21 protein-coding genes are annotated in these 23,690 nt (G+C 64.1%); 14 read left to right on the forward strand and 7 right to left on the reverse strand.

Annotated elements, in window-relative coordinates:
- Positions 1-4: 4 nt before the first annotated feature.
- The gene (locus ACDI39_RS14630) at positions 5-2,392 is read right to left on the reverse strand and encodes a PAS domain-containing sensor histidine kinase (protein WP_486536880.1); all 2,388 of its coding nucleotides are present in this window, start codon (positions 2,390-2,392) and stop codon (positions 5-7) included.
- Positions 2,393-2,486: 94 nt separating this feature from the next.
- Between ACDI39_RS14630 and ACDI39_RS14635 the strand changes: the two genes are divergently transcribed.
- Complete coding sequence (locus tag ACDI39_RS14635; RefSeq protein WP_253091243.1) at positions 2,487-3,485, forward strand: alpha/beta hydrolase family protein; 999 nt, start codon at positions 2,487-2,489, stop codon at positions 3,483-3,485.
- 159 nt (positions 3,486-3,644) lie between these two features.
- Here ACDI39_RS14635 and ACDI39_RS14640 read toward each other — a convergent pair whose 3' ends face one another.
- Genes ACDI39_RS14640 through ACDI39_RS14650 form a run of 3 tightly spaced genes read right to left on the reverse strand, consistent with a single transcriptional unit; the run spans position 3,645 to position 6,098 of the window.
- Positions 3,645-4,409, reverse strand: a complete 765-nt coding sequence (locus ACDI39_RS14640) for a TerB family tellurite resistance protein (RefSeq protein ID WP_486536881.1) — start codon at positions 4,407-4,409, stop codon at positions 3,645-3,647.
- Between the two features lies 1 nt (position 4,410).
- On the reverse strand, positions 4,411-5,082 hold the full coding sequence (gene murU / locus ACDI39_RS14645) for an N-acetylmuramate alpha-1-phosphate uridylyltransferase MurU (protein WP_253091242.1): 672 nt from the start codon (positions 5,080-5,082) through the stop codon (positions 4,411-4,413).
- Entirely contained in the window at positions 5,079-6,098 is a 1,020-nt protein-coding gene (locus tag ACDI39_RS14650; protein WP_253091241.1) for an aminoglycoside phosphotransferase family protein, read from the reverse strand. The genes murU and ACDI39_RS14650 overlap by 4 nt, the downstream gene beginning before the upstream one ends.
- A gap of 130 nt (positions 6,099-6,228) precedes the next feature.
- On the opposite strand from ACDI39_RS14650, the gene ACDI39_RS14655 reads away from it, so the two are divergent.
- From ACDI39_RS14655 to ACDI39_RS14705, 11 genes are all read left to right on the forward strand, one after another.
- A complete protein-coding gene (locus ACDI39_RS14655; protein WP_486536882.1) occupies positions 6,229-9,057 on the forward strand; it encodes an LPS-assembly protein LptD in 2,829 nt (942 codons plus the stop codon).
- The gene (surA, locus tag ACDI39_RS14660; RefSeq protein ID WP_225786434.1) at positions 9,038-10,354 is read left to right on the forward strand and encodes a peptidylprolyl isomerase SurA; all 1,317 of its coding nucleotides are present in this window, start codon (positions 9,038-9,040) and stop codon (positions 10,352-10,354) included. The genes ACDI39_RS14655 and surA overlap by 20 nt, the downstream gene beginning before the upstream one ends.
- Entirely contained in the window at positions 10,351-11,340 is a 990-nt protein-coding gene (gene pdxA, locus ACDI39_RS14665; protein ID WP_225786435.1) for a 4-hydroxythreonine-4-phosphate dehydrogenase PdxA, read from the forward strand. Before surA ends, pdxA begins: the two co-directional genes overlap by 4 nt.
- Positions 11,337-12,146, forward strand: coding sequence for a 16S rRNA (adenine(1518)-N(6)/adenine(1519)-N(6))-dimethyltransferase RsmA (rsmA, locus tag ACDI39_RS14670; protein ID WP_253167860.1), 810 nt, complete (start codon positions 11,337-11,339; stop codon positions 12,144-12,146). The genes pdxA and rsmA overlap by 4 nt, the downstream gene beginning before the upstream one ends.
- 213 nt (positions 12,147-12,359) lie before the next feature.
- Entirely contained in the window at positions 12,360-12,740 is a 381-nt protein-coding gene (gene apaG / locus ACDI39_RS14675) for a Co2+/Mg2+ efflux protein ApaG (RefSeq protein ID WP_225786437.1), read from the forward strand.
- Complete coding sequence (locus ACDI39_RS14680) at positions 12,740-13,606, forward strand: symmetrical bis(5'-nucleosyl)-tetraphosphatase (protein ID WP_225786438.1); 867 nt, start codon at positions 12,740-12,742, stop codon at positions 13,604-13,606. Before apaG ends, ACDI39_RS14680 begins: the two co-directional genes overlap by 1 nt.
- 13 nt (positions 13,607-13,619) lie before the next feature.
- Positions 13,620-13,949, forward strand: coding sequence for a thiosulfate sulfurtransferase GlpE (gene glpE / locus ACDI39_RS14685; RefSeq protein ID WP_225786439.1), 330 nt, complete (start codon positions 13,620-13,622; stop codon positions 13,947-13,949).
- A 284-nt stretch (positions 13,950-14,233) separates the two neighbouring features.
- On the forward strand, positions 14,234-16,156 hold the full coding sequence (locus ACDI39_RS14690; protein WP_225786440.1) for a PrkA family serine protein kinase: 1,923 nt from the start codon (positions 14,234-14,236) through the stop codon (positions 16,154-16,156).
- Positions 16,157-16,297: 141 nt separating this feature from the next.
- A complete protein-coding gene (locus ACDI39_RS14695) occupies positions 16,298-17,569 on the forward strand; it encodes a YeaH/YhbH family protein (protein WP_225786441.1) in 1,272 nt (423 codons plus the stop codon).
- A complete protein-coding gene (locus tag ACDI39_RS14700; RefSeq protein WP_225786442.1) occupies positions 17,566-19,134 on the forward strand; it encodes a SpoVR family protein in 1,569 nt (522 codons plus the stop codon). Before ACDI39_RS14695 ends, ACDI39_RS14700 begins: the two co-directional genes overlap by 4 nt.
- A gap of 58 nt (positions 19,135-19,192) precedes the next feature.
- Positions 19,193-20,347 (forward strand): multifunctional CCA addition/repair protein, encoded by a 1,155-nt coding sequence (locus ACDI39_RS14705; protein ID WP_253167859.1) that lies wholly within the window; start codon positions 19,193-19,195, stop codon positions 20,345-20,347.
- A 141-nt stretch (positions 20,348-20,488) separates the two neighbouring features.
- On the opposite strand, the gene folK is transcribed toward ACDI39_RS14705, so the two are convergent.
- A complete protein-coding gene (gene folK / locus ACDI39_RS14710) occupies positions 20,489-20,998 on the reverse strand; it encodes a 2-amino-4-hydroxy-6-hydroxymethyldihydropteridine diphosphokinase (RefSeq protein WP_225786444.1) in 510 nt (169 codons plus the stop codon).
- Positions 20,989-21,345, reverse strand: a complete 357-nt coding sequence (gene folB, locus ACDI39_RS14715; RefSeq protein WP_225786445.1) for a dihydroneopterin aldolase — start codon at positions 21,343-21,345, stop codon at positions 20,989-20,991. The genes folK and folB overlap by 10 nt, the downstream gene beginning before the upstream one ends.
- 74 nt (positions 21,346-21,419) lie before the next feature.
- On the opposite strand from folB, the gene plsY reads away from it, so the two are divergent.
- Positions 21,420-21,989: a glycerol-3-phosphate 1-O-acyltransferase PlsY gene (gene plsY / locus ACDI39_RS14720; RefSeq protein WP_225786446.1), complete on the forward strand. Its 570-nt coding sequence runs from the start codon at positions 21,420-21,422 to the stop codon at positions 21,987-21,989.
- A gap of 26 nt (positions 21,990-22,015) precedes the next feature.
- On the opposite strand, the gene tsaD is transcribed toward plsY, so the two are convergent.
- Positions 22,016-23,041: a tRNA (adenosine(37)-N6)-threonylcarbamoyltransferase complex transferase subunit TsaD gene (tsaD, locus tag ACDI39_RS14725; protein WP_225786447.1), complete on the reverse strand. Its 1,026-nt coding sequence runs from the start codon at positions 23,039-23,041 to the stop codon at positions 22,016-22,018.
- Positions 23,042-23,245: 204 nt separating this feature from the next.
- On the opposite strand from tsaD, the gene rpsU reads away from it, so the two are divergent.
- On the forward strand, positions 23,246-23,461 hold the full coding sequence (rpsU, locus tag ACDI39_RS14730) for a 30S ribosomal protein S21 (protein WP_003255575.1): 216 nt from the start codon (positions 23,246-23,248) through the stop codon (positions 23,459-23,461).
- Positions 23,462-23,690: the final 229 nt, after the last annotated feature.

A 23,690-nucleotide genomic window follows, 5' to 3' on the forward strand; every position in this document is an offset into this window, starting at 1 on the left:
TCTCCTAATCCAATGGTATGGCCACGCTCAGGCTGCTGCCCTCGCCCGGCTCGCTGTCCAGGGTCATGCTGCCGCCCAGCATCAGCACCCGCTCGCGTACGCCCACCAGGCCGAACGACGCCGGCCGGGACTGGTCGGTGCGAAACCCCACGCCATCATCGATGACGGTCATCCGCAGCGAGCCGTTTTCGCGCGCCAGCTCGATCTGCACGGTATGCGCCTGGGCATGGCGCATGACGTTGGTCAGCGCCTCCTGCAGGATGCGAAACAGCCCGGTGGCCTTGGCATCGCTCAATGGTGGCAGATTCTCCGGCACCTGTACCAGGCAGGGGATCTGCGTGCGTGCCTCGAAACGCCGGGCCTGCCATTCGACGGCCGAGGCAATGCCCGCATCGAGAATCGGCGGACGCAAGGCGCTCGCCACATCGCGCACCAGCTGGAACAACTGGGCGATCAGGCGTTTCATGCTGGCCAGGCGTTCGTTCAGGCCTGGGTCGAGTTCGGCGTAGGCCAGTTCGCACATGGAGACTTCGAGCTTGAGCACCGTGAGCATCTGCCCCAGTTCGTCATGCACCTCCCGGGCGATACGCGCCTTCTCTTCCTCGCGCACGCTTTCCAGGTGCGCCGACAGCTCGCGCAACTGTTCCTGCGAGCGCGCCAGCGCATGCTCGACCCGCTTGCTCTGGGTAATGTCCCAGACAATGCCATCCCACACCACTCGGCCATCGGGCAGGCGTCGGGTACTGGCCTTGATGTCGGCCCAGCGCTCCTCGCCCTGGCGCGTGAGGATGCGCCCTTGCCAGGACCAGTCCTGGTCGCTGGCCAGGGCCAAGTCCTGGACGCGATGGTAGTCGACGCGGTCCTGCGGGTGGACCAGATTGCGCAACCCCATGTCGGGGTGCTGGATGTCGGCGGGCGCGTAGCCGACCAACGCCTCGCTGCCTTCGCTGATGTAGGGGAACTCCAGGTCGCCCTCGGCGGGGTCGCGCTCCAGGCGGAACACCAGCCCCGGCACGTTGCCGGCGATCCCCTTGAGCCGCGCCTCGCTCTCGCGCAGAGCAGCCAGGGCGCGGCGGCGCTCGGTGACATCGGTGATGAACACCACCAGGTATTCGGCATCACGAAAGCGCAGGAAACTCAGCGACAGGTCCACCGGCAGCAGGTTGCCATCGGCACGCAGGCAATGGGTCTCGAACTGTTCGACGCCACCCTCGCCGGTGCGCACGCGCCTCCACAGCTCCAGCCAGCGGTCCATGTGCAAGGCCGGCTCGAAGTCGATCAGCGGCCGCTCCAGCAGCTCGCCCTCGCCACAGCCGAGCATGCGTTCGGCGGCATGGTTGGCGTAGCGGATATGGCTATCCCAGTTGACCCAGAGGATACCCACGGTGCTCTGGTCGATGGAGAACTGGCTCAGGCGCAGCGCCTCTTCGCGCATCTGCCGTTCGGCCAGGTTTTCCCGTGCCGCCAGCAGGTTGCGCTCCAGCTGACGCTGCTGGCGGCGCTGCCAGACCAGCGTGGCCATGGCACAGAGCAACAACAGACCGAACAGCAGGGCGAGGTTCTGCCAAAAACCAGTGGTCTCGCTCAGGCGCGGGTACTTGGGTTGCAGCCAGCGCTGGTGCAGCTGCTCCAACTCCTTGGCCGGCATCGCCTGCAGGCCGCGCTCCAGGACATCGGCCAGCAAGGGCCAGTCGCGCCGCGAGCCGACCCGCAGCAACTGTGGCAGGCCAATGTCGCCGACCACCGCCAGGTCACCGAACTCCCCCTCCCGGGACAGCCGGCTGAGCTGGGCTTCGTCGAGCACTGCGTAGCTTGCCTGCGCACCCAACACCAGCTGCAAGGCCTCGCGCTCATCGGGAACGCCTTGCAGGTTCAGGTTGCCATAGTTGCTTCGCAGGTAATCGGCCAGGGCACTGGGCATGCGCACCGCGACCCGGTCATTGGCACCCAGTTTCTCCAACTCGACCGCCACCGCGCCGGTGCGGGCACCGACCACCAGCTGTGGTATGCGCATGTAGGGGTCGCTGAACAGCCACAGGCGCAGGCTGGCCGGCGTTTGCATCAGCCCTGGCGCGAAATCGATCTCGCCGGCCTGCAAGGCATGCTCGAGGGCCGCCTGGTCGCTGAAGTTGCGCCAGGTGAGGTCCAGCCGGAGCGCCCTCGCCAGCCAGTTCACCAACTCGACGTTAGCGCCATACAACTGCTGCAGGCGGCGATCGAACTGGGCATAGGGCGCCTGCAGCACCACACCGACCCGCAGGCTGCGGTGGTTGTCCAGCCATTGCTGCTGGGCCGGCTCCAGCACTACCGACGGCGCAGGCTCAGGCCTGGCCAAGGCGATCAAGGGCAGCCACAAACAGCCGATAACCAACAGGCGACGCACTCGCTTCATCTATACGCTCGTCTTGGCAAGGGCGGCCATCTGCTTGGTCGTCACGGACAAATACTATTAGGCTGCCGGTATCATTCTGGCCTTGGGTTGATTCATGTTCACACTTTATCGCACGACGCTGGCCCTGTTCTGCCTGGCTTCGATCCTACCGCTCGGCGCACAGGCCGCCGAGGCCGAGCAACCACAAGCTGCCGCCAAGACAGCAACCGCCCCCGCGCCACGCCCGCCCCTGGCCGAACGCAGCGAAGAAGACGCCCAGGCGCTCGAGCGCCTGGTGCCCAAAGCCGAACAGCAGACCTTGCAGGCCGGCGGCGAGAGCTTCCTGGCCTTGTGGAAACCGGCCAACGACAGTGACCCGAAGGGGGCGGTAATCATCGTCCCGGGTGCGGGAGAAAATGCTGACTGGCCCAAGGTGGTCGGCCCGCTGCGCCACAAGTTTCCCGATGTCGGCTGGCATAGCCTGAGCGTCAGCCTTCCCGACCTGGTCGTCGACAGCCCGCAGGCACGCGCCGAGCGCACGCCGGAAGCAGAGCCGACAGACAACCAGGGCGAGACCGCGCCAGCCCAGGACACCCCGGCCGACGCCAACGCCAACGTCGCCCAAGCCACCGCTGCCGAGGCCGACAGTGCACAAGGCACTGACGCCAGTGAAGCCGGAGAGCAAGGCGACCAAGCCGATGCCGAGCGCATCTTCGCCCGCCTCGACGCAGCGCTGGCCTATGCCCAGCGGCACAACCCTCGCAGCATCGTCCTGCTCGGCCATGGCAGCGGCGCCTACTGGGCAGCGCGCTACCTGGGTGAGCGGCAACCGCCCCAGGTACAGAAGCTGGTGATGATCGCGGCGCAGACGCCAGCACGGGTGGAGCACGACCTGCAGAGCCTGGCGCCGACCCTCAAGCTGCCCACCGCCGACCTCTACTACGCCACGCGCCCCCGCGACCGCCAGGCCGCCGAGCTGCGCCTGCAGGCCAGCAAGCGGCAGAAGGACAGCCAGTACCGGCAACTGTCGCTGATCGCCATGCCGGGTAACGCGGCGGCGGAGCAAGAGCAACTGTTCCGCCGGGTTCGAGGGTGGTTGATGCCGCAGGAGTGATTGCCGTTTCGAGTCGACCAGCAGGCTCATGGCGCTTGTCCCGTCAATAAGCCGCAAGCAGGTCCTGTGTAAAGGCGCCTACTTGCGGCTTTTCAGTCGTATGGAGTGGAGCTATCTACCCGGCTCATCTTGCAGCTTGCCGCTAAAGCTTGCAGCTGCTCAAAACCCCCGCCGCTTGCGCACCAGGGCATAGGCTTGGTGCAACTCACGAGTACGCTCGGTCGCCTCACGCACCCGCGCTTCGCTCGCGCCACTACCGACCAGCTTGTCCGGGTGATGCCGGCTGAGCAGACGGCGGTAGGCCTGCTTCACCGCGTCGACATCGGTGTCGACCTCGACGCCAAGCAGGCGCAAGGCCGCCGCATAGGTCATCGCGCCACCTTCCGGTGCGCCCCTACGGGGTTCGTATTCAAGGGACAGGGCCTGCACCTGGGGTCGCGTCAGGCCCATCGCCCGCCCCCACTCCAGCAACAGCTCACGCTCGCGCAGGCCTGCCTTGCCGTCGGCCCAGACCATCCGCCAACAGGCGCGCACCGTCCCTTCCGCGGCATGGGGCTGCTGGCTGATCCGTTGCAGGTGACGCGCCAGAGAATCCTTGCCCGACTTGCCACGGTTGAAGGCGGCAATCGCCCGGAGCCGCGCAGGCTCGGCCATGTGCAGGCGCGCCATCTCTTGACGCGCCTGCTGGATATGCCCTTCGCCAACCCGGCCATCGCTCTTGGCCAAGCGCCCGAGCAACACGAACAGCAGTTCTTCGTCCCGCAGCGCCGGGCGCCCGCCCAGGCGCTCTCGCACATCCTCCCAGCCCTGCAGGCGCAGGCGACGGTCCATGGCCTGGCCTAGCAGGGCACCCAGCAGGGCACCTGGGATGCTGGCCAGGGCAAAGCCGGCGCCGGCGCCTATCACCGTGCTCGGCCACCACATGTCAGTCGCACCCGACGATCAGGCGCTCGGCCTCGGCCAGGCGCTCCAGGGTCCCGACATCGACCCAGCGGCCACGGTAGTGCTCGCCGCTCACCCGCCCCTCGCCGATGGCCTTGCGCAGCAGTGGCGCCAGCTTGAAGGCACCGGGCTGGCAGCCTTCGAACAGTGCCGGGGCGAGCACCGAGATGCCGCTGAACGTCAGGGTATCGGCGGCCTCGTCACCGTCGAGGACTCGCTCGCCTTCCAGGCGGAAGTCACCGCGCCCGTGATGCCCGGGGTTGTCCACCAGCACCAGGTGCGCGAGCCCCTCCAGCGGAGTGCGCAGGCGGGTGAAGTCGTAGTCGGTCCAGATATCGCCATTGACCAGCAGGAACGGCGCCGTGCCCAGCAACGGCAGCGCCTTGAAGATCCCGCCACCGGTCTCGAGCGGCTCGCCCTCGGGCGAATAACGGATGCTCAGGCCGAAGCGTGAACCATCGCCCAGGTGGTCCTCGATCTGCTGGCCGAGCCAGGCATGGTTGATCACCACCTCGGTGAAACCTGCCCTGGCCAGTGCGCGCAGGTGGTACTCGATCAAGGGCTGGCCAGCGACAGGCACCAGTGGCTTGGGGGTGTGCAGGGTCAGGGGGCGCATGCGCTCGCCCTTGCCCGCCGCCAGGATCATCGCCTTCATGGGCGCGCCCCGGTCTGCAGCTCAGCGATCAGTTGGCCCAACTCGGCCAGCTCGGGCCGACGACCGATGACCTCTACGATGTAGGCGAAGAAGCGTGGCACGTCGGCAAGGTAGCGGGGCTTGCCATCACGGTGGCAGATACGGGCGAAGATGCCGATCACCTTGAGGTGGCGCTGCACGCCCATCAGATCGCTGGCGCAGTGGAATGCCTCGAAGTCGTCCTGCACCGGGATACCCGCCTCGCGCGCCTTCTGCCAGTAGTCGCGCAGCCAGCCCTCGACACGGGTTTGGGGCCAACTGACGAAGGCATCCTTGAACAGGCAGGTGATGTCATAGGTCACCGGGCCGTAGACCGCGTCCTGGAAGTCCAGCACGCCTGGGTTGGGCTCGCTGCGCATCAGGTTGCGCGGCATATAGTCGCGGTGCACCAACACCTTGGGCTGGGCCAGGGCGCTGTCGATCAGCAGTTGGCTGACCCGCTCCCAGGCCGCCTGCTGGGCCTCGGAAAGCGCCAGGCCCAGGGCATGGCCGACGTACCACTGCGGGAACAGCTCCAGTTCGCGACGCAGCAAGGCAACATCGTAGCTCGGCAGCGGTGCTGTCATCGGCAGGCGCTGGAATGCCAGCAAGGCGTCGATGGCATCGGCGAACAGTGCATTGGCGTTGTCGGCGTCGATGATATCCAGGTAGGTCTGGCGGCCAAGATCCCCCAGCAGCAGGAAGCCACGCTCCAGGTCCTGGGCATGGATGATCGGCACGTGCACACCGGCGCTGGCCAGCAGGTGGTCGATATCGACGAAGGGGCGGCAGTTCTCCTGAGGTGGAGGCGCGTCCATGATCACGAAGCTATGATCGCCGCCCTGCCAGCGGAAATAGCGACGGAAACTCGCATCGCTACTGGCAGCGGTCAAGGTGCCTTCGGGCACTTCGCCCCAGGCGTTGTCATGGAAAAGAGGGTGGAGCTGCTCATCGAGCCAGGCGGTCAGTTGCTGCAGGCGTACATCGTGATCGGGCATTACAAGGGTCTCCGACGGCCCTAGCCGTCAAGCGGGTCATGCTTTATTATCCAGCATCTTTTCCAGACCATCGAGAGGCGTGCGGCCCCACACGCGGGCAGATGGCACGAAGGAAGCCCGGACTAATAAGATGGCATTGAAATCCCCCGCGTTTCGTAGAAAGTTCCCGCTGCTGGTGACTGGCGGCTTGCTGGCCCTGCAACCTCTGGCCACCCCCTATGTGGTGGCAGCCGAGCAGTTCGACTGCCAAGTGTCCGCCTCCGGTGGCTGGGACTGCAAGCCCAAGACCGCTGCCAGCAACCTGCCACCGCGTCCGGTGCACGAAGGCGCCGCCCCCAGCTCCAGCAGCGAGGGTACCGAGGCGCAGGTCGCCGAGGCCAGCGCCGAACCCAAGCCGGTCCTGGTCACCGAGAGCAAGGGCCGTGGCCTGAAGTCGCGCAGCGAAGACTATAGCCACCTGGACTGGGTCCCGCGCGAGAAGCTCACCCCTGCCCAGTTGGCCGAGACCGGCCCGTACTGCGCCGGTGCGTACATCGAGCCGGAACGCCCGGGCATGAACGACACCACGCCCAAGGACGAGTCGCCGACCTACCTGAACGCCAAGGTGTCCCGCTACCAGCAGGAACAGCAGATCGCCACGCTCGCCGGCGACGTGGTCATGCGCCAGGGCAGCATGCAGGTCGAGGCCGACGAGGCCAACCTGTACCAGGCCGAAAACCGGGGCGAGCTCAAGGGTAACGTCAAGCTGCGCGACAACGGCTCGCTGGTCGTTGGCGACCAGGCAGAAATCCAGCTGGACACCGGCGAAGCCCAGGTCGACAACGCCGAGTACGTGATGCACAAATCGCGCATCCGCGGTAATGCCCTGTACGCCAAGCGTGGCGAGAATGCCATCATTCGCCTCAAGGACGGCACCTACACCACCTGTGAGCCGAACAGCAACGCCTGGCAGCTCAAGGGCAACAACATCACCCTGAACCCGGCCACCGGCTTCGGTACCGCGACCAACGTCACCCTGCGGGTCAAGGATTTCCCGGTGTTCTATACACCGTACATCTATTTCCCGATCGACGACCGTCGCCAGTCCGGCTTCCTGCCACCGTCGTTCAGCACCAGCAGCGACACCGGCTTCATGCTGGTCACACCGTACTACTTCAACCTGGCGCCGAACTACGACGCCACGTTGTACCCACGCTACATGACCAAGCGTGGCCTGCTGATGGAAGGCGAGTTCCGCTACCTGACCAAGTCCAGCGAAGGCCAGTTCGGCGGCGCGTACCTGAACGACCAGGACGATGACCGCAAGGACCAGACCGACTACAAGGACCAGCGCTGGATGGTCAACTGGCAGCACAAGGGCGGCCTGGATTCGCGGTTGATGACCGAGGTGGACTACACCGACATCAGCGATCCGTTCTACTTCCAGGATCTGGAGTCGGATCAGATTGGTGTCGAGAGTAAGGATGTCGTCGACCAGCAGGGTGCCCTGACCTACCGTGGCGACAGTTATACCGCACGGCTGAACGTGCATGCCTACGAGATGGCGACCATTTCCCGCATCACGCCGTACGACAAACTGCCGCAGATTACCTTCAATGGCATGCTGCCTTATCATCCGGGCGGGTTCGACTTCAGCTATCAGACCGAAGCAGTTCGCTTCGATCGTGACCTGAAGGACGACTTCGTCCGCGACGAGGATGGCAACCCGGACTTTTCCGCCGGCGCAGCAGGACGGCGACTGGATGAAAACGTCTTCGGCCTAGCACGTGCCAACGGCACCCGCCTGAACGTGGCCCCGGCAATCAGCCTGCCCATGGAGGCCAGCTACGGCTTCATCAAGCCGAAGCTTAAGTACGTATACACTCACTACGACCTGGATCTGGACAGCAAAGGCAAAAGTGACATTGCAACGCTTGCAGTCAGAGACCCTGCACAACTTGACCTGCGCGGTGATTTCTCCAGTAACCAGAACCGCAGCGTTCCAGTCTTCAGCGTCGACAGTGGCCTGTATTTCGACCGCAACACTCAATGGTTCGGCAAGAACTATCGCCAAACCCTGGAGCCCCGGCTGTTCTATCTCTATGTACCGTATGAGGACCAGAAGGACATCCCGGTCTTCGACACCAGCGAGAGCTACTTCAGCTACTCCTCACTGTTCCGCGACAACCGCTTCAGTGGTTCCGACCGCATCGGCGACGAGAACAAACTGTCGCTGGGCGTGACCAGTCGTTGGATCGAGGAAAACGGTTTCGAACGTCAACGCATCAGCATCGGCCAGGCGCTTTACTTCAAGGACCGCAAGGTACAGATGCCAGGCATCGACTGGCGTACCCGCGACGACTCGCAATCGGACGTGTCACCTTACGCCCTGGAGTACCAGTACGCCTTCAACCGCGACTGGCGCTTCAACTCCGACTACAACTGGGACCCGGACAGCCGCAGCCCTCGCTCGGGCAGCGCCATGTTCCACTACCAGCCTGAGGACAATCCGAACAAGATCGTCAACCTGGGCTACCGCTACCGCAACGACCTGGTCCGCTACGACTCGCTGACCGGACGTTGGCAGGTGGGCGGCGACGATTACGGCACTCCAGGCAGCCCGAACTACATCAAGGACTACTACAAGATCGAGCAACACGACTTCTCGGTCATCTGGCCAATCGTGCCGCAGTGGAGCGTGATCGGTCGCTGGCAGCACGATTACAACCGCAACCGTACCCTGGAAGCCATGGGTGGCTTCGAGTACGACAACTGCTGCTGGAAACTGCGCTTGATCAACCGCTACTGGCTCGACTACGACGACTTCAGCCAGGCCGTTCCGCAGAATGAAAAAGGCGACCACGGCGTCTTCCTGCAAATCGTGCTCAAGGGCCTCGGTGGCGTAGTGGGCAACAAGGTCGAGTCGTTCCTCGACGAAGGCATTCAAGGTTACCGTACACGTGAAGAGCAAGCTTATTGATCGACTGCGCCCGCTGATGCTGGGCGCTGTATTGCTGAGTGGCGCGGTGCATGCCGCGGTGCAACCCCTGGACCGGGTCGTGGCTATCGTCGACAACGACGTAGTCATGCAGAGCCAGCTGGACCAGCGTATCCGTGAAGTGCAGCAGACCATCGCCAAGCGCGGCGGTGGCACGCCACCGCCCGGAGCCCTGGAGCAGCAGGTCCTGGAGCGCCTGATCGTCGAGAACCTGCAACTGCAGATCGGCGAGCGCTCGGGCATCCGCATCACCGACGAGGAACTCAACCAGGCCATCGCCACCATTGCCCAGCGCAACGGCATGACTCTGGAGCAGTTCCGCGCCGCCCTGGCCCAGGACGGCCTGTCGTTCGACGACGCCCGCGACCAGGTCAAGCGCGAGATGATCATCAGCCGCGTGCGCCAGCGCCGCGTGGCCGAGCGCATCCAGGTCTCGGAGCAGGAAGTGAAGAACTTCCTCAACTCCGACCTGGGCAAGATGCAGCTGTCCGAGGAATACCGCCTGGCCAACATCCTCATCCCCACCCCGGAAAGCGCCAATTCCAGCGCCATCCAGGCGGCTGCCCAGCAGGCTGGCGAGGTCTACCAGCAGCTCAAGCAGGGTGCCGACTTCGGCCAGATGGCCATCGCCCGCTCGGCCAGCGAGAACGCCCTGGAAGGCGGCGAGATGGGCTGGCGCAAGGCCGGCCAGTTGCCGCCAGACTTCGCCGGCCTGCTCAGCAGCATGGCCGTGGGTGACATCACCCAGCCGATCCGCATCCCCAACGGCTTCATCATCCTCAAGCTCGAGGAGAAGCGTGGCGGTGGCAACGTCCTGCGTGACGAGGTGCATGTCCGTCACATCCTGATCAAGCCCAGTGAGATCCGTAGCGAAGCGGCTACCCAACAGCTGGCCGAACGCCTGTACGAGCGCATCAGGAACGGCGAAGACTTCGCCGAGCTGGCGAAGAGCTTCTCGGAAGACCCGGGTTCGGCGCTCAACGGCGGCGACCTCAACTGGGTCGACCCCAACAGCCTGGTGCCGGAGTTCCGCGAAGTGATGACCAGCGCCCCCCAGGGCGAGGTGTCCCGTCCGTTCCGCAGCCAATACGGCTGGCATGTGCTCGAAGTACTGGGCCGCCGCGCCACCGACAGCACCGAACAGGCCCGCGAGCAGCAGGCCATGAACGTCCTGCGCAACCGCAAGTACGACGAAGAGCTGCAGACCTGGCTGCGCCAGATCCGCGACGAAGCCTACGTTGAAATCAAGCTGCCTGGCGCCGACCAGGCCGCCCAGTGAAGCCCCTGCGCTTCGCCGTCACGCCCGGCGAGCCGGCCGGCATAGGTCCCGACCTGTGCCTGCTGCTCGCCGCCGAGGCCCAGCCCCACCCCCTGATCGCCATCACCAGCCGTGACCTGCTCGCCGAGCGGGCCACTCAACTGGGGCTGGCCGTCAACCTGCTGCCCGTCTCGGTAGACGCCTGGCCCGACCAGCCGGCTCCCGCCGGCAGCCTGTACGTCTGGGATACGCCGCTGGCCGCAAAGGTGGTGCCGGGGCAACTGGACAAGGCCAACGCTGCCTTCGTCCTGGAAACCCTGACCCGGGCCGGCCAAGGCTGCCTGGACGGGCATTTCGCCGGCATGATCACCGCCCCCGTGCACAAGGGCGTGATCAACGAAAGCGGCATCGCCTTCTCCGGCCACACCGAATTCCTTGCCGACCTGACCCACACCGCCCAGGTGGTGATGATGCTCGCCACCCACGGCTTGCGCGTGGCCCTGGTGACCACCCACCTGCCCCTGCGCGAGATCGCCGACGCCATCAGCGCCGAGCGCCTGGAGCGTGTCACGCGCATCCTGCATGCCGACCTGCGCGACAAGTTCGGCATCGCCAATCCGCGCATCCTGGTCTGCGGCCTCAACCCGCATGCCGGTGAGGGCGGCCATCTGGGCCGCGAAGAAATCGACATCATCGAGCCCACACTGCAGCGCCTGCGCAACGAAGGCATGGACCTGCGCGGCCCGCTGCCGGCCGATACCCTGTTCACCCCCAAATACCTGGAGCACTGCGACGCAGTGCTGGCGATGTACCACGACCAGGGCCTGCCCGTACTCAAGTACAAAGGCTTCGGCGCCGCCGTCAACGTAACCCTGGGCCTGCCGATCATCCGCACGTCGGTCGATCACGGCACCGCCCTGGACCTGGCCGGCACCGGCAAGGTCGACACCGGCAGCCTGCGCGTCGCCCTGGAAACCGCCTACCAGATGGCCGAGAACCGACCATGAACGAGCAATACCAACACCGGGCGCGCAAGCGCTTCGGCCAGAACTTCCTGCATGACGCCGGGATCATCGACCGCATCCTGCGGGCGATCAACGCCAAGGCCGGCGAGCACCTGCTGGAGATCGGCCCAGGCCAGGGCGCCCTCACCGAGGGCCTGCTGGGCAGCGGCGCACAGCTGGACGTCGTGGAGCTGGACAAGGACTTGGTGCCGATCCTCCAGCACAAGTTCGCAGGCAACCCCAACTTCCGCCTGCACCAGGGCGACGCCCTGAAGTTCGACTTCAACCAGTTGGGCGTGCCGCCACGCAGCCTCAAGGTCGTGGGCAACCTGCCCTACAACATCTCCACGCCGCTGATCTTCCACTTGCTGGAGCATGCCGAGCTGATCCGCGACATGCATTTCATGCTGCAGAAGGAAGTGGTCGAGCGCCTGGCTGCGGGCCCCGGCGGTGGAGACTGGGGCCGCCTGTCGATCATGGTGCAGTACCACTGCCGGGTCGAGCACCTGTTCAATGTCGGCCCGGGCGCCTTCAACCCGCCGCCGAAGGTGGATTCGGCCATCGTGCGCCTGGTCCCCCACGAGACCCTGCCCCATCCTGCCAAGGACCCGCGCCTGCTCGAGCGTATCGTCCGCGAAGCCTTCAACCAGCGCCGCAAGACGCTGCGCAATACCCTCAAGGGGCTGCTCGACAGCCAGGCCATCGAAGCGGCGGGCGTCGATGGCAGCCTGCGACCGGAGCAACTCGACCTGGCCGCCTTCGTGCGCCTGGCTGACCAGCTGGCAGAGCAGCAGGGCAGCGCCTTGTAATCATGGGGCTGCGTTGCAGCCCATCGCCGGCAAGCCCCACAGGTGCCCTGCACGGCACATGACGCGTCAACACCGCTGCCACCTGTGAGAGCGGGCTTGCCTGCAAATGGGCCCCGGCAGTCACCGACCGCCCGCACAACTGGCCTACACCCCCGCCAATGGCCTAGACTGCACCCATTGCCGTATTTGCGTCCGTTCGTCCAAGGCCTTTGCATGTCCGACCCCCGCTACCAGATCGACGTCAGCGTCGTCACCCGCTATCTCACAGAACAATCCGACCCCGACAACGACCGTTTCGCCTTCGCCTACACCATCACGGTGCAGAACAACGGCTCGGTCAAGGCCCGATTGATGTCACGCCATTGGCTGATCACCAACGGCGACGGCGAGGTCGAGGAAGTACGCGGCGCCGGCGTGGTCGGCCAGCAGCCACTCATCGAGCCGGGCCAGAGCCACACCTACAGCAGCGGCGCGGTGATCACCACCCGCGTCGGCACCATGCAGGGCAGCTACCAGATGCTCGCCGAGGACGGTCAGCACTTCGATGCCCTCATCGCCCCCTTCCGCCTGGCCGTACCGGGAGCCTTGCACTGATGGCGGTGTATGCGGTCGGCGACCTGCAAGGCTGCCTGCAGCCACTGAAGTGCCTGCTCGAACGGGTACGCTTCGACCCAACGGTCGATCGTCTCTGGCTGGTCGGCGACCTGGTCAACCGTGGCCCCGAGTCGCTGGAAACCTTGCGCTTTCTCTATGGCATCCGCGATTCGCTGGTCTGCGTGCTCGGCAACCATGACCTGCACCTGCTGGCCGCCTGGCACAACGTCGAACGCCTGAAGAAAAGCGATACCCTGCGCGAAATCATCGAGGCACCGGACGCCGACCAATTGTTCGACTGGCTGCGCCGGCAGAAACTGCTGCACTACGACGAGCCCCGAGGCATCGCCATGGTTCATGCCGGCATCCCGCCCCAGTGGACCTTGGGCAAGGCGCTGGAGCTGGCCGCCGAGGTGGAGGAAGTCCTGCGCGACGACAGCCGCCTGAAACTGTACCTGGATGGCATGTACGGCAACGAGCCGAACAAGTGGAGCAAGAGCCTGACCGGCATAGAACGCCTGCGGGTCATCACCAACTACTTCACCCGCATGCGCTTCTGCACCGCCGAAGGCAAGCTCGACCTCAAGAGCAAGGAAGGCCCAGGCAGCGCGCCCAAGGGCTACAAGCCCTGGTTCGCCCACAAGGATCGCCGTTCACGCCACGTGAAGATCATCTTCGGCCATTGGGCCGCCCTCGAGGGGCGTGTCGACGTGCCCGACGTCATCGGCCTGGACACCGGCTGCGTGTGGGGCGGCGCGATGACCCTGTACAACGTCGACAGCGGCGAATTCCACCGCTGCGACTGCGCCGACGACGGCACCCCGCGCCCGCCGGCACAACCGGCTAGAATCAATGACCAGTCCTGAAGGAAACCGTCCCATGAGCGAATTCAAGCGCATCCCTCCCGAGCAGGCCCAGGCCCTGCGTGAGCAAGGTGCGGTGGTCGTCGACATCCGCGACCCGCAGTCTTTCGCCGCCGGGCACATCGCCGGCGCCACACATCTGGATAACCATTCGGTCGCCGAGTTCATTCGCAATGCCGACCTCGATGCACCGACCCTGGTGGTCTGCTACCACGGCAATTCCAGCCAGAGCGCCGCCGCCTATCTGGTCGGCCAGGGCTTCTCCGATGTCTACAGCCTCGATGGCGGCTTCGAGCTGTGGCGCAGCACCTACCCGGCCGAAACGGCCCAGGGCACTGCCGAATAATTTTTTTATTTTTCCTGCAGCCCGCGCCCCATGCGGGCTCGGGCATCAGCTGACGAACGGTCGTGGGCATCTTCTCGACCTCGTGCCCTTGACCTTGCGTATAACCAACTATCCTTAAGCCCAGGCCATCCAAAAAAGGGGAGAGCCGGTACACCGGCGTGCGGGTCATCGGTAGCGTTTCTACGGGTGTTCTGGGGGGTATACAGCAATCGGCCAGCCCGGTTGCATGCCAGCATCAGCTGACTGATCCGGCGTCGGCTCCACGTATCGAGCGAGGTGACGTCATGAGCATTTTTAGCCACTTCCAACAACGTTTCGAGTCAACCCGCCAGGAAGAACTCTCGCTGCAGGAGTACCTCGAGCTGTGCAAAGAGGATCGCAGCGCCTACGCTTCGGCGGCCGAACGGCTGTTGCTGGCCATCGGCGAACCGGAGCTGGTCGATACCTCAACGAACTCCAGGCTGTCGAGAATCTTCTCCAACAAGGTGATCCGTCGCTATCCGGCCTTTGCCGACTTCCATGGCATGGAAGAGTGCATCGACCAGATCGTGTCCTACTTCCGCCACGCCGCACAGGGCCTGGAGGAGAAGAAACAGATCCTGTACCTGCTGGGCCCGGTGGGTGGCGGTAAATCGTCCCTGGCCGAGAAGCTCAAGCAACTGATGGAAAAGGTGCCCTTCTATGCCATCAAGGGCTCGCCGGTGTTCGAATCCCCCCTGGGCCTGTTCAATGCGGCCGAAGACGGCGCCATTCTCGAGGAAGAGTTCGGCATCCCACGGCGCTACCTGAATACCATCATGTCGCCTTGGGCCACCAAGCGCCTGCAGGAGTTCGGCGGCGACATCTCCAAGTTCCGGGTGGTCAAGCTCTACCCTTCCATCCTTAACCAGATCGCCATCGCCAAGACCGAACCAGGCGACGAGAACAACCAGGACATCTCCGCGCTGGTGGGCAAGGTGGATATCCGCAAGCTCGAGGAATTCCCGCAGAACGACGCCGACGCCTACAGCTATTCGGGCGCCCTGTGCCGGGCCAACCAGGGCCTGATGGAATTCGTCGAGATGTTCAAGGCGCCGATCAAGGTCCTGCACCCGCTGCTGACCGCCACGCAAGAGGGCAACTACAACAGCACCGAAGGCCTGGGCGCGATCCCCTACTCCGGGATCCTGCTGGCCCACTCCAACGAGTCGGAGTGGCACACCTTCCGGAACAACAAGAACAACGAGGCATTCATCGACCGGATCTACATCGTCAAGGTGCCGTACTGCCTGCGCGTCAGCGACGAGGTCAAGATCTACGACAAACTGCTGGTCAACAGCTCGCTGGCCAAGGCCCACTGCGCACCGGACACCCTCAAGATGCTCGCCCAGTTCACCGTGCTGTCGCGCCTCAAGGAGCCGGAGAACTCCAACATCTACTCGAAGATGCGCGTGTACGACGGCGAGAACCTCAAGGACACCGATCCGAAGGCCAAGTCGATCCAGGAATACCGCGATGCCGCGGGCGTCGACGAAGGCATGAACGGCCTGTCGACCCGTTTCGCCTTCAAGATCCTCTCCAAGGTCTTCAACTTCGACCCCCACGAAGTGGCAGCCAACCCGGTGCACTTGCTCTACGTGCTGGAACAGCAGATCGAACAGGAGCAGTTCCCTGCCGAAGTGCGTGAGCGCTACCTGCGCTATCTCAAGGAATACCTGGCACCGCGCTACATCGAGTTCATCGGCAAGGAGATCCAGACCGCCTACCTGGAGTCCTACAGCGAATACGGCCAGAACATCTTCGACCGCTACGTGCTGTACGCCGACTTCTGGATCCAGGACCAGGAATACCGCGACCCGGAAACCGGCGAGATCCTCAACCGCATCGCCCTCAACGAGGAGCTGGAGAAGATCGAGAAACCAGCCGGCATCAGCAACCCGAAGGATTTCCGCAACGAGATCGTCAACTTCGTGCTGCGTGCCCGTGCCAACAACAATGGCAAGAACCCGAGCTGGCTGAGCTATGAGAAGCTGCGGGTGGTGATCGAGAAGAAAATGTTCTCCAACACCGAGGACCTGCTGCCGGTCATCAGCTTCAACGCCAAGGCCAGCAAGGAGGACCAACAGAAACACAACGACTTCGTCACCCGGATGGTGGAGCGTGGCTACACCGACAAACAGGTACGCCTGCTGTCGGAATGGTATCTGCGGGTCAGGAAATCGCAATAAAGCGGCAAGCTACAAGCCGCGGGCTGCAAGCTGTCCAGCGCCGAACCTGCTACAGGCGCGACAGCTTGCGGCAGCGGGGGCTGCTTTGTCTTGCAGCTTGTCGCTTGAAGCTCGCAGCTGCTTCCAGCTACCGGAGGGCCCATGAGCTACGTAATCGACCGACGCCTGAACGGCAAGAACAAGAGCACGGTCAACCGCCAGCGTTTCCTGCGGCGTTACCGTGAGCACATCAAGAAAGCCGTCGAAGAGGCCGTAAGCCGCCGTTCCATCATGGACATGGAGCATGGCGAGCAGATCAGCATCCCGGCGCGGGATATCGACGAGCCGGTGCTGCACCATGGTCGTGGCGGCAAGCAGACCATCGTCCACCCGGGCAACAAGGAATTCACCGCCGGCGAACACATCCCGCGCCCCCAGGGTGGCGGAGGTGGCGGCGGGCGTGGCAAGGCCGGCAACTCCGGCGAAGGCATGGACGACTTCGTCTTCCAGATCACCCAGGAGGAATTCCTCGAGTTCATGTTCGAGGACCTGGAGCTGCCCAACCTGGTCAAGCGCCACCTGACCGGCGCCGACACCTTCAAGACCGTGCGCGCAGGCATCGCCAACGAAGGCAACCCGTCGCGCATCAACATCGTGCGCACCCTGCGCTCGGCCCATGCCCGGCGCATCGCCCTGACCGGCAGCAGCCGCGCCCTGTTGCGCGAGGCCCAGGCCGAGCTGGCTCGCCTGAAGGTCGAGGAGCCCGACAACTTCACCGATATCCAGGCAACCGAAGCGGAAATCGAACGCCTCAAGGCGCGCATCAACCGCCTGCCCTTTCTCGACACCTTCGACCTCAAGTACAACCTGCTGGTCAAGCAGCCCAACCCCAGCTCCAAGGCGGTGATGTTCTGCCTGATGGACGTCTCCGGCTCCATGACCCAGGCCACCAAGGACATCGCCAAGCGCTTCTTCATCCTGCTCTACCTGTTCCTCAAGCGAAACTACGATCGCATCGAGGTGGTATTCATCCGCCACCACACCAGCGCCCGCGAGGTCGACGAGGAAGAATTCTTCTACTCCCGGGAGACCGGCGGCACCATCGTTTCCAGCGCGCTCAAGCTGATGCAGGAAATCATGGCCGACCGCTACCCGGCCAATGAATGGAACATCTATGCCGCCCAGGCCTCGGACGGCGATAACTGGAACGATGACTCGCCGATCTGCCGCGACATCCTCGCCAATCAGATCATGCCGCATGTGCAGTACTACACTTATGTCGAGATCACCCCTCGCGAGCATCAGGCGCTATGGTACGAATACGAGCGCATCGGCGAGGCCTATCCCGACACGTTCGCCCAGCAGCAGTTGGTATCGGCCGGCGACATCTACCCGGTCTTCCGTGAACTCTTCCAGCGCAGGTTAGCCACATGACCGCCAGAGCACAGAGACGCCAACCCATTTCCACCGGCTCGGAGTGGACGTTCGAGTTGATCCAGGCCTACGACCGGGAAATCAGCCGCCTGGCCGAGCGTTACGCCCTGGACACCTACCCCAACCAGATCGAGGTGATCACCGCCGAGCAGATGATGGACGCCTATGCCTCCGTCGGCATGCCCCTCGGTTATCACCATTGGTCCTATGGCAAGCAGTTCCTCAGCACGGAAAAGTCCTATAGCCGCGGCCAGATGGGCCTGGCGTACGAGATCGTGATCAACTCCGACCCCTGCATCGCCTACCTCATGGAAGAGAACACCATGTGCATGCAGGCGCTGGTGATCGCCCATGCCTGCTATGGCCACAACAGTTTCTTCAAGGGCAACTACCTGTTCCGCACCTGGACCGACGCCAGCTCGATCATCGATTACCTGGTCTTCGCCAAGCAGTACATCGCCCAATGCGAGGAGCGCCACGGCATCGATGCCGTCGAGGACCTGATCGACTCCTGCCATGCCCTGATGAACTACGGGGTCGACCGCTACAAGCGCCCCTACCCGATCTCGGCCGAGGAAGAGCGCCGTCGGCAGAAAGAGCGTGAGGAACACCTGCAACGGCAGATCAATGACCTGTGGCGCACCATTCCCAAGGGTGCGGAAAAGGGCGGCGAACGGGATGACGTACGCTTCCCCGCCGAACCACAGGAAAACATCCTCTACTTCATCGAAAAGCACGCCCCGCTGCTCGAACCCTGGCAACGTGAAGTGGTGCGCATCGTGCGCAAGATCGCCCAGTACTTCTACCCACAGCGCCAGACCCAGGTGATGAACGAAGGCTGGGCCACGTTCTGGCACTACACCCTGATGAACGACCTGTACGACGAAGGGCTGGTGACCGACGGGTTCATCATGGAGTTCCTGCAGTCACACACCAGCGTGGTGTTCCAGCCAGGCTTCGACAGCCCCTACTACAGCGGTATCAACCCTTATGCCCTGGGTTTTGCCATGTACACCGACATCCGTCGCATGTGCGAGAACCCCACCGAGGAAGATCGCCGCTGGTTCCCCGACATTGCTGGCAGCGATTGGCTTTCTACCCTCAAGTTCGCCATGAGCAGCTTCAAGGACGAGAGCTTCATCCTGCAATACCTGTCACCCAAGGTGATCCGCGACCTCAAGCTGTTCAGCATCCTCGACGACGACCAACGCGACGACCTGCTGGTCCCAGCGATCCACGACGAGGCCGGCTACCGGCTGATCCGCGAACAACTGGCCGCCCAGTACAACCTGGGCAACCGCGAGCCCAACGTGCAGATCTGGAGCATCGACCGTCGCGGCGACCGCTCCCTGACCCTGCGCCATCAACAGCACAACCGCAAGCCGCTGGGCGACTCCACCGAGGAAGTGCTCAAGCACCTGCATCGCCTCTGGGGCTTCGACATCCACCTGGAAACCGTTCAGGGCGACCAGGTGATGAAGACCCACCACATGCCGCCGCGTGGCGAACAAGGCGAAGCGAGCGAATACGGCCGCATGGACCTGGCCGTGGTGCATCACCTCTAGCAGGCGCACCTCCATTGCTGTCGACAGGGTATCCTGTGGGCAGTAATGGAGGTTTCTCATGCAGATCTACAAAGTCGGTGGCGCGGTGCGCGACCGCTTGCTCGGGCGCCCGGTCAGCGATATCGACTGGCTGGTGGTCGGCGCCACGGTCGAACAGATGCAGGCCCAGGGCTTTCGCCCGGTCGGTGCTGATTTCCCGGTATTCATCCATCCCAGGACCGGCGAGGAGTACGCCCTGGCGCGCACCGAACGCAAGAGCGGACGTGGCTATGGCGGATTCACCTTCCATGCCAGCCCCGAGGTGACTCTCGAAGAGGACCTGATCCGCCGCGACCTGACCATCAACGCCATGGCCGAGGACGAGCAGGGCACGCTGTGCGACCCCTACCATGGCAAGGAAGACCTGGAACGGCGCATATTACGCCACGTTTCCCCGGCGTTCGCCGAAGATCCCTTGCGCGTTCTGCGGGTGGCCCGCTTTGCCGCGCGCTATGCCTCGCTGGGTTTTCGCGTGGCCGAGGAAACCCTCGAGCTGATGCGCCAGATCAGCGCCTCGGGCGAGCTGCAGGCGCTGACCGCCGAGCGTAGCTGGAAGGAAATCGAGCGAGCGCTGATGGAAGACCAGCCACAGGTGTTCATCCAGGTATTGCGTGCGTGTGACGCCCTGGCGGAACTGATGCCCGAGGTCGATGCGCTGTTCGAACAACCAACCGGGCTCGACAGCGGCAGCCATACCCTCGCGGTCCTGCAACAGGCCGCTCGGCACCGGCAACCGCTGAATGTACGCTGGGCTTGCCTGTTGCACGCTCTGGGCCTGGCGCAGATCGAAGCGATGAATCAGCGCTTCAAGGCCCCCCGGGAATGCCAGGAACTGGCGCAGTTGGTTGGCAAGTGCCACACCTCTTTCCAACGAGCCCTTGAATTACCCGCTGGGGCGCTGTTGGAACTGCTGCACACGTTCGACGTATACCGCCGCCCGCAACGCTTCGAGGACTTCATCGCGGCCTGCGAGATGGATGCAGGTGCACGCCTGGGGCTGGAAAGCGGGGATTATCCACAGGCCGGTTACCTGCGTGGCGCCGCGGCGGTGGCCAAGGAGGTCGATGTGAAGTGCCTGGTGGAGCGAGGCCTGACCGGGCAAGCGCTGGGCGAGGCGCTCAAGGGAGAGCGACTGAAGGCGCTGGAAGCCTACAAACGACAATACGAAGCGTAGAAACCCTAGGCACTCATGCTTGCCCATGCACGGGCAAGCCCGCTGCCACAGGGCCCTGCACGCCTTGTGGGACGTGCCTCGATGCCAGCCTGCATTGGGCCGCTCAATGCCTTGACTGACCAGCACCGAGGCTCTCCCGCCTCACATCCGGGTCAGCTGCAACCCACGCCACTCGAACGACACCGGCGCCAGCACCTGCTCGATATCCGCCTCCTGCCACAGTTGCGCCATGCGCTTGCCCACGCCCGGATGCACCAGCTCCGGCGCCAGCAACGACAAGGGCCAGAGCACGAACGCATTCTTCAGGATTTCCGCCCGCGGCAGCACCAGGCCATTGAAGGTGCCCAGCAAGTCATCGAACATCAGCACATCGATGTCCAGCGGCAACCCCTTGCGCTCAGGGGCATAACGGCCATTGTCCGCCTCGATGAACTTCAGCCGGCGATCCAGCTCGAGCAGCGGCAGATCGGTCTGCCCGGTCACCACCAGGTTGAAGAAAGGCCCGCTCTTGATGCCCACCGCCTGGCTCTCGAACACCGGCGAACAACGCATGTCGCGCAGAAAGCCGGCCAGGGCGTCGAGCCCGGCGCACAGGTGCGCCTCGCGCTCGATGTTGCTGCCCAGCCCCAGGTATACCGTGCTCAGAGACATCCGCGCTCGATCTCCACGCCAACGCCGCCACGGGCCGCTGGTACGGCGCCCGGTTTGGTCAGTTTCAGACGCATCCAGGGAATGCCGAACGTCTCCATCAGCTCCGCCACCAGGCGCTCGGCAAAGGTTTCGACCAATTCGAAGCGGGCCTGCTCGGCGAACGCCTGGACACGCGCCGAAACGCTGGCGTAATCCAGCGCCAGGCGCAGATCGTCACCGGCGGCGGCCGGACGGTTGTCCCAGGCGAAACTCAGGTCCAGGCGCAGGCACTGGCGAATATCCCGCTCCCAGTCATAGGCACCGATGACGGTATCGACTTCCAGGCCTTCGATGAACACTCTGTCCAAGCACTTCTCTCCACAGCACGACAAGGGCGACTGGCGCCGTTAGAATCAGGGCATCCCCGCCCGGAATAGTTAGCATGTTTTGGTTATTGGCGCTGCTCGCCTACCTGCTTGGCTCTCTGTCCTTCGCCATCGTCCTCAGCCGCCTCAGCGGCAGCCCCGACCCGCGCTCCAGTGGCTCGGGCAACGCCGGCGCCACCAACATGCTGCGCCTGGCGGGCCGCAAGCTGGCGATCCTGACCCTCCTGGGCGACCTGTGCAAGGGCCTGTTGCCCGTGCTGCTGGCCCAACTGCTCGGGCTCGGCCTGCAGGAGCAGGCCTGGATCGGCCTCTGTGCGGTGGTCGGCCATATGTTCCCCCTGTACTTCCGCTTCCAGGGTGGCAAAGGCGTGGCGACGGCCGCCGGCATGCTCATGGGCCTGTACCTGCCGGCCGCGCTGCTGGCCATCGTCGCCTGGCTGCTGACCTTCTACCTCACCCGCACCAGCTCCCTGGCGGCGCTGATCGCCACACCGCTGACCCTGCCATTGCTGGCCTGGCGCGAGCCCGAGGCACTGCTGCCGATGGCCGCGCTCACCCTGCTGATCGTCTGGCGCCACCGCAGCAATCTACGCGACCTGTTCGCCGGGCGCGAACGACATTTCTGAATCGCCAGCCTGAACGGCATTCACCTTCATACCGCCGGTAGCTGCTCCATCGGCCAGCGTGCCTGCACGCTGATCGCCAGGTCCTGGCGCTGCCCGGCGAGCAGGCGCTGGCAGCCGGCATAGGCGATCATGGCGCCGTTGTCGGTGCAGAACCGGGGCCGGGCGTAATACACATTGCCCTTGATGCTGGACAGCATGGCCTCCAGCGAGGCCCGCAGGGCCTTGTTGGCGCTCACCCCCCCGGCGATCACCAGGCGCTTGAGCCCGGTCTGCTTGAGGGCACGCTTGCACTTGATGGTCAAAGTCTCCACCACCGCCTGCTGGAATGCCAGGGACAGGTCGCACCGGGTCTGCTCGCTGTCGTCCCCGGCATCGCGGCATTGCTGCCAGGTATTCAGGGCGAACGTCTTGAGGCCGCTGAAGCTGAACTCCAGGCCAGGCCGATCGGTCATCGGCCGGGGGAAGACGAAGCGCCCGGGTACACCGCGCTCGGCCAGGCGGGCGATTTCAGGCCCGCCGGGATAATTCAGGCCAATCAGCTTGGCGGTCTTGTCGAAGGCTTCACCCGCCGCGTCGTCCAGGCTCTCGCCAAGCAACTGGTACTGGCCGACGCCATCGACCCGCACCAACTGGGTATGGCCACCGGAGACCAGCAGGGCGACGAACGGAAACTCAGGGGGCTGTTCTTCGAGCATGGGCGCCAGCAGGTGGCCCTCCATGTGGTGCACGCCGATCGCCGGAATGTCCCAGGCGAACGCCAGTGCCTGGGCGCACGAGGCACCGACCAGCAGGGCCCCCACCAGGCCGGGGCCGGCGGTATAGGCGATCGCATCGATCTCGGTGGCGACGCAGCCGGCTTCGCCCAGCACCTGGCGGATCAGCGGCAGCATGCGCTTGACGTGGTCACGCGACGCCAGCTCCGGTACCACCCCGCCATAGATGCGGTGCAGGTCGATCTGGCTGAACAGGGCATCGGCCAGCAGGCCGCGCTCGCTGTCGTATAATGCGACGCCAGTTTCGTCGCAGGATGTTTCCAATCCCAGTACTAGCATGGGTCTGTGCCTTGTCGAGGCTGAATTCGAAGGCGCGCATGATAGTCCCCGTACCCGATGCCGACCAGCGGTTTTCGATCAGAGGCTTTGCATTCCGGCCGTCTAAGGGTTAACATCCGCAGCCCTTGAAAACCGACGTTCTCCAGCACACCCTTGTTTTGCCAGGAGCGCGTCCACCCCGGTAATGAATGAAGGTAGCCCTGGATGCCAGCCGTCAAAGTTAAAGAGAACGAACCCTTCGACGTAGCTCTGCGTCGTTTCAAGCGCTCCTGCGAAAAAGCCGGTGTACTGGCTGAAGTTCGTAGCCGCGAGTTTTACGAGAAGCCGACTGCCGAGCGCAAGCGCAAGGCCGCTGCCGCTGTCAAGCGTCACGCCAAGAAGGTCCAGCGCGAACAGCGCCGCGCCGTTCGTCTGTACTGATACAGGCGTTCTACGCAAAGCTTCTGCCCCGCCCGGCCTTGTGCCGGGCTGATGGCAGCGGTAGCTTCAAACCTTTGGCGCCAAGCCTGAGGTGCCCCTTGCAGCAGCTTGCGGGCAATCCGCCTGAACACGTCAGAGCTGGTCAATGGCCAGTCGTGCACGTCGTGACTGACGAGCCCTCCGTGGCTGACGAGCACATTTTTTCCTCGCACCCTCCAAGTAGCACCAC

Source organism: Pseudomonas sp. Tun-23181 (assembly GCF_057415455.1).